This window comes from Labrys sp. 22185 (assembly GCF_052045555.1).
GTDB lineage: Bacteria > Pseudomonadota > Alphaproteobacteria > Rhizobiales > Labraceae > Labrys > Labrys neptuniae.
In genome coordinates this window covers 1-8,049 of the sequence record NZ_JBQEPH010000078.1, presented here as the reverse complement: position 1 = coordinate 8,049, position 8,049 = coordinate 1, and the positions used below count along the sequence as shown (strand labels likewise).

13 protein-coding genes are annotated in these 8,049 nt (G+C 61.7%); 9 read left to right on the top strand and 4 right to left on the bottom strand.

Features of this window, described 5'->3' with window-relative positions:
• The first annotated feature begins 316 nt into the window (after positions 1-316).
• From ACTJKX_RS37365 to ACTJKX_RS37335, 7 genes are read left to right on the top strand one after another with little or no spacing between them, the layout of a single operon-like run.
• Positions 317-1,171, top strand: a complete 855-nt coding sequence (locus tag ACTJKX_RS37365; protein ID WP_440728422.1) for a DUF932 domain-containing protein — start codon at positions 317-319, stop codon at positions 1,169-1,171.
• 59 nt (positions 1,172-1,230) lie between these two features.
• Positions 1,231-1,437, top strand: coding sequence for a hypothetical protein (locus ACTJKX_RS37360; protein ID WP_440728421.1), 207 nt, complete (start codon positions 1,231-1,233; stop codon positions 1,435-1,437).
• A gap of 1 nt (position 1,438) precedes the next feature.
• Complete coding sequence (locus tag ACTJKX_RS37355) at positions 1,439-1,684, top strand: hypothetical protein (protein ID WP_440728420.1); 246 nt, start codon at positions 1,439-1,441, stop codon at positions 1,682-1,684.
• A 1-nt stretch (position 1,685) separates the two neighbouring features.
• Positions 1,686-1,982: a hypothetical protein gene (locus tag ACTJKX_RS37350; RefSeq protein ID WP_440728419.1), complete on the top strand. Its 297-nt coding sequence runs from the start codon at positions 1,686-1,688 to the stop codon at positions 1,980-1,982.
• A 22-nt stretch (positions 1,983-2,004) separates the two neighbouring features.
• The gene (locus tag ACTJKX_RS37345; RefSeq protein WP_440728418.1) at positions 2,005-3,492 is read left to right on the top strand and encodes a DUF4942 domain-containing protein; all 1,488 of its coding nucleotides are present in this window, start codon (positions 2,005-2,007) and stop codon (positions 3,490-3,492) included.
• A 27-nt stretch (positions 3,493-3,519) separates the two neighbouring features.
• Positions 3,520-3,924 (top strand): hypothetical protein, encoded by a 405-nt coding sequence (locus ACTJKX_RS37340; RefSeq protein ID WP_440728417.1) that lies wholly within the window; start codon positions 3,520-3,522, stop codon positions 3,922-3,924.
• Positions 3,921-4,193 carry a hypothetical protein gene (locus ACTJKX_RS37335; RefSeq protein WP_440728416.1) on the top strand — a complete coding sequence of 91 codons (273 nt, stop codon included), beginning with the start codon at positions 3,921-3,923 and terminating at the stop codon, positions 4,191-4,193. Before ACTJKX_RS37340 ends, ACTJKX_RS37335 begins: the two co-directional genes overlap by 4 nt.
• 150 nt (positions 4,194-4,343) lie before the next feature.
• Here the strand turns inward: ACTJKX_RS37335 and ACTJKX_RS37330 are convergent, their stop codons facing one another.
• The 3 genes from ACTJKX_RS37330 to ACTJKX_RS37320 are packed head-to-tail and all read right to left on the bottom strand — an operon-like array spanning position 4,344 to position 5,886.
• Positions 4,344-4,715, bottom strand: coding sequence for a hypothetical protein (locus ACTJKX_RS37330; protein WP_440728415.1), 372 nt, complete (start codon positions 4,713-4,715; stop codon positions 4,344-4,346).
• Positions 4,716-4,760: 45 nt separating this feature from the next.
• On the bottom strand, positions 4,761-5,477 hold the full coding sequence (locus tag ACTJKX_RS37325) for an SOS response-associated peptidase (RefSeq protein ID WP_440728414.1): 717 nt from the start codon (positions 5,475-5,477) through the stop codon (positions 4,761-4,763).
• The gene (locus tag ACTJKX_RS37320; RefSeq protein ID WP_440728413.1) at positions 5,410-5,886 is read right to left on the bottom strand and encodes a hypothetical protein; all 477 of its coding nucleotides are present in this window, start codon (positions 5,884-5,886) and stop codon (positions 5,410-5,412) included. The genes ACTJKX_RS37325 and ACTJKX_RS37320 overlap by 68 nt, the downstream gene beginning before the upstream one ends.
• Positions 5,887-6,014: 128 nt before the next feature.
• On the opposite strand from ACTJKX_RS37320, the gene ACTJKX_RS37315 reads away from it, so the two are divergent.
• The gene (locus tag ACTJKX_RS37315) at positions 6,015-6,305 is read left to right on the top strand and encodes a hypothetical protein (protein WP_440728412.1); all 291 of its coding nucleotides are present in this window, start codon (positions 6,015-6,017) and stop codon (positions 6,303-6,305) included.
• A 358-nt stretch (positions 6,306-6,663) separates the two neighbouring features.
• Entirely contained in the window at positions 6,664-7,173 is a 510-nt protein-coding gene (locus tag ACTJKX_RS37310; protein WP_440728411.1) for a hypothetical protein, read from the top strand.
• Here the strand turns inward: ACTJKX_RS37310 and ACTJKX_RS37305 are convergent.
• Positions 7,154-7,435 carry a hypothetical protein gene (locus ACTJKX_RS37305; RefSeq protein WP_440728410.1) on the bottom strand — a complete coding sequence of 94 codons (282 nt, stop codon included), beginning with the start codon at positions 7,433-7,435 and terminating at the stop codon, positions 7,154-7,156. The genes ACTJKX_RS37310 and ACTJKX_RS37305 overlap by 20 nt on opposite strands.
• Positions 7,436-8,049 lie beyond the last annotated feature (614 nt).

Here is an 8,049-nt window from a genome sequence, read left to right as displayed (position 1 = left end):
ATGACGCCGCCGGCCTAGCCGGCTCTGACATGATCCTGTGCTGGTCTTCGGCCAGGCGGCGAATTCGCCGCGGCCGAAGGGCAGGGGAGAAAGAGGCGCCGCCTCTCTCTCCCCATGCAAGGCCCGCTGCGCTCATGGGCCGGTATCCCCGGTTCTCGCTTCGCTGCGAACGCGGCGCCGATCGGCGCCGCCCCTACGGGCGGGTGATCCCCCTCCGGCCCATGGCCTTGCCCCCCTCTCTCTCTGCTGCTCCGCGCGAACTCGGGAAGCAGGACGGGCCTGCTTCGCCGTTCGATGAAAAAGAGGAGAGATTTCAATGACGATCTACACCAAAACCGCTCGTTTCGATACCGCTCGTGCTCTGAGCGAGGACGAAATGCGCCGTATTGCGCCGTCGATCTTCGCCGTGACCGCGCATGACAGCCGGTCGGAACGGTTCCAGCCGATCCCGACGATTGATGTGTTGCGGGGGCTCCAGCGCGAGGGTTTCCAGCCAGTCGGCGTCAAACAGTCCCGCACGCGTGAGGAAAGCAAGGTTGATTTCACGAAGCACCTGATCCGGCTGCGCAGGCTGGATGACGGCGCGGTTTACAAGGTGGGGGACACCGTTTGCGAAATTCTCTTGAAGAACGCGAATGACGGCACGTCGGCTTACGAGCTGATGGCCGGGCTCTTTCGCATCCGCTGCATGAACAGCCTTGTCGCGCAGACCGGCACGCTTGCCAACGTCAAGGTACGTCATTCCGGCGATGTCGCCGGCAAGGTGATCGAGGGCACGTATAGCGTTCTGGACGAGGCCCGGAACGCCTTGGCCGCGCCGGCGGATTGGGGAACGCAGATCCTGAGCGAAGACGAGCGCATGGTGTTCGCCCGTTCCGCGCACATGCTGCGCTTTGGCGATGCCGAGGGCGAGACAGCCACGCCGATCAAGGTCGAGCAGATCATTCGTCCGCGCCGGCCAGAGGACCGGGATCGCGACCTTTGGACCACGTTCAATGTCGCGCAGGAGAACTGTGTTCGCGGCGGTCTGCATGGTGTTGCCTATGACGACATGCATCGCATGCGCCGCGTCACGACCCGGGAAATCAAGGGGATCGACCAGGACGTGAAACTCAACAAGGCGCTTTGGGTGCTCGCCCAGGAAATGGCCAAGCTGAAAAAGGCAGCGTGAGGACCGATCCGGGCCGGCCCTCAGGCTGGCCCGGTCTTTCTCAACCTGGAGGATCGATCATGAAACGGCTGTTTCTGCGCCCGGCATGTTCTGAGAACGTCGAGGCTATCAACCAGACTATTCGCCTGCTGTCGGAAAGCCTGCATTGGGCTCGTCAGACCGATGAAAAGCGCGCCGTCGAGGCTGTGTTTGCCGCCTTGCGGGCCGCCAAGGGCGCGCGCCAGCATCTGAACCGCCGCATTGCCGGCATGCACGGGAGGGCATGAGGTGACCGAATACAATGTCATCCTAAGGGACGCTGATGGTTGCGACATTGTCAGCGATCTAATCGAAGGCCTGCCCGCCGCGAAGAAGCGCGCCCGGTACATGCTCAGCGACGAATTTGCCCGATATCTCGGAAGCAGCCACGAGACGCTGTGGACCCACAAGGCCGAGGTTCAGACGGCTGACGGGGAATGCGTTTGGGACGCCTTCCGCAGTCCTGGAGCTCGTGCCGCGCAGGGGAGAGGATGACATGGCCCGCAGCTTCAATCAGCGCGTCCTTTACGCGGCGCGGGCGCTCGTGCGCCATGAAGACAGCCGCGCCCATGACAACTGTTTCGAGATGGGAGACGGTGCTCTTGTCGTCGCAGCCCTGATGCGCCGGGCTCGTCAGGAGCCCGAGCTTGATCGAGCCATCCGGCATGCATTCCGCTCAGCCGGGATCGGCGAATGGGAGGAGACGGCCTCTCGATACGCTCATGTTCGCGACCTTGCAAAGGCCGCGCGGGAAATGCGGGCCGAGAATTCGGCCCAACAATGCCTCTTTTAACAGCGTCGCCAGGACAGAACCGATGAACGCAATCATGCCCCGCGCGACCGTCGATAGCATTGTCGCACATCGAAATCTTGCCCTCGCTCTCTACGAGGAGGCCTATGCTGGCTTGGAGGAATCTCATAACCGGCTGCTGGCAGCTCAGCGAGCCGCGCACCAGGCCTCGCCGGGTCTGACGCGCTACAACCAGACATCCGCCGAGGATCACCGCAAATTCTGGAAGGTCCTGGACCTGCCAACGCAAAACGTTTTCATGAAGACGGCCCGCACTCTGACTGATCGGGACGTGTGGGCGCATCTGGTTGGCATAACCGACCTTGAGCGTCTTATGGACAAGAAGGCCAAGGATGCACTGCATCAGCAGCTGCAAGAGGATCCTCCAGAGGTGACGGCCGAAAATATCATCGCCACACTCGAACAATTCGCTCTCGATGCCGGCATGATCTTTCGGCGCGGCATTGCCGAGGCTTTCTCAAATCTCGACAGGCGGTTTCGATCCCATGACGGGTGGAAGGTCGGCTCGCGTGTGATCCTGTCCTACGCCTTCAATGAGTGGGGCAGTTGGAATTACAACCGCAATCAGCGTGACACCATCCAGGACATCGAGCGTACCTTCATGGTGCTTGAGGGAAAGGCGTTGCCACCCAGCTATGCCGGCCTGATCGGAGCCATCGAGGAGTCCCGCCGAGGGCGCTCCGGCGCAAGGCAATCCGAGGTGGAGACGGAGTATTTCAAGGTGCGCTGCTACAAGAACGGCAACGCGCATCTCTGGTTCAAGCGCGAGGACCTCGTGCGGGAGGTCAACAAGCTTCTTGGCGAGTATTACGGGGCGCCTATTCCCGAGGAGCGAGCGCCGGAGGAGGACACCGGGCTTCATCGCCCCAAGACGACGCCGGCAAAGAATTACGGGTTCTATCCCACACCCGACGCGGCGGCTGATCGTGTGATCGAGGAAGTCAATCTCTATCGGGCGCACGAGGACCCGCCCTTGAGGGTATTGGAACCGAGTGCCGGCACAGGCAATCTCGCGCGACGGCTCGCGGAGAAAACACTCGCCGACCGCGAGGGCAATGAGTGGAAAGCCTGCGTTGTCGATTGCGTCGAGATCCAGACGGGTCTTGCCGTCGGGCTGGCCGAAAGCGGTCTCTACGGGCGTGTCATCCAGGCGAATTTTCTGTCTTTGCGGCCTGATCCGACACGGCCCTATGATCGCATCGTCATGAATCCGCCCTTCGACCTGGAACGCGACATTGACCATGTCATGCATGCGCTCTCATTCCTGCAGAATGGCGGCGAGTTGGTGGCCGTGATGTCGGCGGGCACCGAGTTTCGTGCCACGCGGAAGTCGAAGGCCTTCCGGGACCTCATGCGCAAGTTCGACGCGACCATTGTCGATCTGCCGGCCGGCTCCTTCGCGAGTGTCGGCACCTATTGCAACACGATCATCGTGCGTATCGGCGGGACCGGCCGCCATTACCGCGGCGGACGTCGCTTCCCAACCGAATGATTATTTCCATTGTCCAGGAGAACGGCCATGGCGCATCCCCTTCTTGCTGATGCAGTGAACCGCTTCGTGCAGACACTATCTGAGTTTGAGTCGAATGCGGCGGACGACCAGGTCACGGATACCGGTGCGCTCTGGAGTCTTTTGGAACAAGGGCGGCAGGATCTCCGCAGCGCCTTGCAGGCCTGCGATGCCATGCACGAGGAAGCCGAGCGGTTGCGGCGCGCCGATGCCGAGGCGATACGGGATCTGCTAGGATTCGAAAGCCCAGCAGGTCAGCAATCTATCCTCGAACTGGTGCAGCTGCTCGGCCAATCCGCTTTTACCGACGATGCGCTTTGCAAGCTGGTCGCGATCCAGGCAGACCAGCATGCATCCAGGCCAAACGGCCCGCCGTGTCTGCACGTCGTCGATGACGGCGAGGCTCCGATATGAAGGGCGGTCTTCGCGAGGGGGACCGCCGATCGGCGCGGCGCGAGGTTCGGAATCCGATCCTCGCGCTGCCCTCAGCCAAAGCCATCCAGGCTTTGACCGAGGAGCAGCGCCAGCCTCTCGGCTGGCTCTTGCGCGATCTCGCCGCAGATGCCGATAGCAGGGCGAACCTGGCCTGGAAAAAACGAAAGGGCTTTGTAGCCGCCTATTGGCGTGCTGTCGCCACATACGCCAAGCACCTGGCGCGAACAATCGCGCCGGCGCGCCGATAGGAACTTTCTTCGGCGGTGCGTTCTGGCGAGATTCGTCGCCTTTTGGTAGCTTGCTGACGCCGGCGGAACTTTGCCCCTACTTTCCCCGCCTGCCGGCTGCTCGGCCAGGGTTCTTTCGTCCCCCTGGTCGAGCATGGTAGGGATCCGACCTCACATTTTGGTCCGATAATATGTCGTCGCACCGATCTTGGCCGTGCGATCGGTGATTGCGGTGACTTCCTTGCCGTTCAACAGCCAGACCAAGCCCATGGCATCGTAGCGGGTGAGGGGGGCGACAGGGTGCAATCCGAACAGCTCTTGCGCCGTCCAGCCGAGCTCGGCGGCCTGCTCGCCCCAATCGGCCAGGAACTCCACAGCATCTTGCTTCGCTCGCTCCCACCGGCGTGGATCGATCGTCGGGTTTTCCCGCATCAGCTGGGCGAGCTCGTTCGCGAACGGGCCGGTATAGGCGGGCGCAACAGCAAGAGCGGCTGGCATCATCATCTCTCCGTCTGCCGGTAGGTCGAAAAGCATCTCAGCCATTGGCCTGCCTCAGTGTAGATAGAGAGAGAAGGGTGTGGATTCGGTTTACTGTGCGGCCTTGGCCGGGCGTTGGACAACGACGAGCTGATCATCCCTTAGAGGCCGCTGGAGGGCCTTGGCCTCTTTCCATGGCGCCGTCATCCATTGCTCGCGCTCCTCCTTGTTCGTGAGGATCACGGGCATCGCCTTCTTGTGATAGGGCTTCACGATCTCATTGGGCCTGGTCGTCAAGAACCCAAAAATATCGATCGTCACCTCACCCTCTTTGATTTTTCTGATGCCGGTCCAACGGGTCCAGATCCCGGCAAAGAATGCGACGGGCTTATCCTCGCTAAGAGCGAACCAGGCGAGCCGACTGCGGTCGGCATCTGTGTTTTCGGCAAAAGCGGTGAACGGGACAAGGCATCGATGTTGGATCGGCTGCAGCCAGGTCTGCCAATGCTCGATAAAGGTGCGCCGGATGTTGGTCACGCCACTGTTGGGCTCGACCCGCAGCAGCTCCGCAATGTCGTAGGGCTTGCCCTTCGCTTCCAGCTTGGCCGCCCGCTTTTCAACCGCCTCCATCTGAGTTTCCTCTGACTTCGGCATGCCCCAGCGGGCCAGCACCAGTTCACGAACGCCGTCGGCACCCTGACGAATTATCGGAGAGGGAAGGTCCGGATAGATATCGGCAGCGTCCGGCCAGTTGATCGTGTCACGAATGACCGGCCCCAACAACCGAAGCTCTTCCTGCGTCATCTCCTGGTTGAACAGGTTGCACATAAGCGTCTCCGTCAGGGGCCGGGATGAGATCGGGCGGAGGAAGCAATTCGCCCTCGTGGTCGCCGTCAACTATATCTGCCAGAGCCGCTTTGCTATAGCCAAGCCCGAGAGCGGCGCGAGGAGCTGGATTTTCCCATCCCTCACAGATTGCCTTTGCCGCAACAATCGGTGCCTCTGCCCACAGTTGGGCAAAGCGCTCATCGTCATCAGTGACGTCGATATCTTCGCCAACGAGATAGCCCTCCCATGCAAATGCGCCGGTGGCCACCTGCTCAGCCGTGCAGTTGTGCTGTTCAAAGAAGGCGAGCACGGCGTCATGGCCGCGCTTCAATTCATCGTCGGTTGCTCCGCGAACATAGACGCCGAGCGGGATCGGATTGGGGGTTGAGGTCACAGCTACGTTGGTCACGACTGCCTCCTTGGTTCTTCCGTCGATCGGCGGACTCCTAGCACAATAAGAACGAAAAGGGAACAAAAGACTCGACAGAAATCCAGCGCCGGCGCTACCCTCCAAACGAACGGTTATGGAGACCGCCAATGATGATTGACGATTTTCTCGCGATACCCGACCTCAATCCCGCCCATGGTCCAGCGACGGACCTGGAGGAAGAGGCATTGGGCCGGATCGTGCAGCGGTGCGCCAGCGCCAATACCGCACTCCTTTGGCTCTACCGCGCAGCGCTGATTTCACACGACGAAAGCGAGGAGGCTCTTGAGAAGGTCGACCGCCTGGAGCGGCGAGAGCGATACCTCGAGGCGGAAATTCGCAAATTGCGTGGTCTTCCGCCCGAGGAGTACCGCGACCCACTTCGGGCACCGCAGGAATGACGCGGCCGGCCTCCGAGCCGGCTTCTGATGATGATTTCGAAACCGCCGTAGATGACGCGATCGCAACCTGCGACGGCGACGCACGAGCGACAGTGCGCGCCCTCCTGGTCGCTTTGAACCATTGTCAGACCGAGCTTGATCGGAAGGATCACGAGATCGCGCAGCTCCTACGGGACATCTCGCACGGATATTCGCGAGGCCGCCATTGGCAGGAAACGGACTCCAAATCGCAGGCCTGAAATATCAGGAGTACGGGCCATACCCCCAAACCATTGAGGAGGCTATCGCGTTCGGCTGGACGGCGCTGTCTGTCTATCTCTGGAACTGCCGGCATAGGTGCGAGCGCGAAGCCAAGCTCATGTTTGACAACCTCGTCGCCCAGGGCGAGCACCGTTGCCCGCTGGCAACCCTGTTTGACAATGCAATCTGCCGACGATGTGGCAGGCATCCTGAAGCCGCGAGCCTGGCTCATAAACTCGCCAGGCGTCGCGTGACCGACTGGCACCTGCGTGAAGTGCATTTCATGAACGGCCAGGCCGTCAGTCCCGGATTGGCGGTCGGCGCCGACATTCGTCGCGGCGCAGAAGCGCTCCCGCCTGACAATCAGGTCCCGACCGTCGGCCAGCTTTTCGAGGAGCCTGGATGGCTCTGGATCGTCTGCGAGCGTTGCAACCGCTTCAAGCCAGTGCGGACGCAATCTCTCATCCAGCAATGGGGCCGGGACACTTCGAGCAACGTGATCCTGCGCGCCATGCGTTGTTCACGTTGCAAATGGAAGCGCGCGAAATTTCAGTGCCCGAGCTGGGCCGACAAAAACACGGGCTGGGCTAAGTTCCCGCAGCACGAGCTCAGCGACGACGAACTCTAAGCAGCTCGGCAATCTGCCGATCCGTTTCCCCATTCGCAGCTTGCGCTAACATGTGGCAGTCAGCCAGGCTTTGCAGGGCGAGGGTGATCTCGAGCACTTTCCAACCCGCGCCTTCGGCTAGCGCGACCAGGTCCTGGAAGGCCGGTTCGAGCGCCTCCTCGCAATCGAGCCAGCGATCCGAGATGTCACTTAAATGCGAGGGGCTGCGCACACAACGGATCTGACATAGCTTGGTCGATCGAGCTTTACCTGCTTTCGTCATCGATCAGCTCCATTCAAGAGATCCACGTATCGTACCATGACCAGGGTCGCGGCGCCGTTGCCGTCCTGCGTCCGCCAACCGAGAGGGTAGGCCTCCCTCTCGGACACTCCCTGGCTCTATTTTCGGATCCCCACTCGCCGGGGACCACCGCCTGCATGCCGGCTTTGCCGTCGCTATGCTCATGCAGGTCAGAGGCCGCTCTCGTTGTCATCCCGCTTTGGCGGGCAGCCATCCGACCGGTCTCGGGGCGTCACTCTCGCCGCTTCGCCGCCGGCGATGCCGGCAGCGCCACTTTGTTTGCGCGCCTCGGGGCCATTTCAAATGACGCCGCCGGCCTAGCCGGCTCTGACATGATCCTGTGCTGGTCTTCGGCCAGGCGGCGAATTCGCCGCGGCCGAAGGGCAGGGGAGAAAGAGGCGCCGCCTCTCTCTCCCCATGCAAGGCCCGCTGCGCTCATGGGCCGGTATCCCCGGTTCTCGCTTCGCTGCGAACGCGGCGCCGATCGGCGCCGCCCCTACGGGCGGGTGATCCCCCTCCGGCCCATGGCCTTGCCCCCCTCTCTCTCTGCTGCTCCGCGCGAACTCGGGAAGCAGGACGGGCCTGCTTCGCCGTTC

Excerpts from the sequence above, each read along its gene's own strand:
- ACTJKX_RS37365 (WP_440728422.1), top strand. The coding sequence starts at position 317 with ATGACGATCTACACCAAAACCGCTCGTTTCGATACCGCTCGTGCTCTG.
- ACTJKX_RS37360 (WP_440728421.1), top strand. The coding sequence starts at position 1,231 with ATGAAACGGCTGTTTCTGCGCCCGGCATGTTCTGAGAACGTCGAGGCT.
- ACTJKX_RS37350 (WP_440728419.1), top strand. The coding sequence starts at position 1,686 with ATGGCCCGCAGCTTCAATCAGCGCGTCCTTTACGCGGCGCGGGCGCTC.
- ACTJKX_RS37345 (WP_440728418.1), top strand. The coding sequence starts at position 2,005 with ATGAACGCAATCATGCCCCGCGCGACCGTCGATAGCATTGTCGCACAT.
- ACTJKX_RS37340 (WP_440728417.1), top strand. The coding sequence starts at position 3,520 with ATGGCGCATCCCCTTCTTGCTGATGCAGTGAACCGCTTCGTGCAGACA.
- ACTJKX_RS37335 (WP_440728416.1), top strand. The coding sequence starts at position 3,921 with ATGAAGGGCGGTCTTCGCGAGGGGGACCGCCGATCGGCGCGGCGCGAG.
- ACTJKX_RS37330 (WP_440728415.1), bottom strand. The coding sequence starts at position 4,715 with ATGGCTGAGATGCTTTTCGACCTACCGGCAGACGGAGAGATGATGATG.
- ACTJKX_RS37325 (WP_440728414.1), bottom strand. The coding sequence starts at position 5,477 with ATGTGCAACCTGTTCAACCAGGAGATGACGCAGGAAGAGCTTCGGTTG.
- ACTJKX_RS37315 (WP_440728412.1), top strand. The coding sequence starts at position 6,015 with ATGATGATTGACGATTTTCTCGCGATACCCGACCTCAATCCCGCCCAT.
- ACTJKX_RS37310 (WP_440728411.1), top strand. The coding sequence starts at position 6,664 with ATGTTTGACAACCTCGTCGCCCAGGGCGAGCACCGTTGCCCGCTGGCA.
- ACTJKX_RS37305 (WP_440728410.1), bottom strand. The coding sequence starts at position 7,435 with ATGACGAAAGCAGGTAAAGCTCGATCGACCAAGCTATGTCAGATCCGT.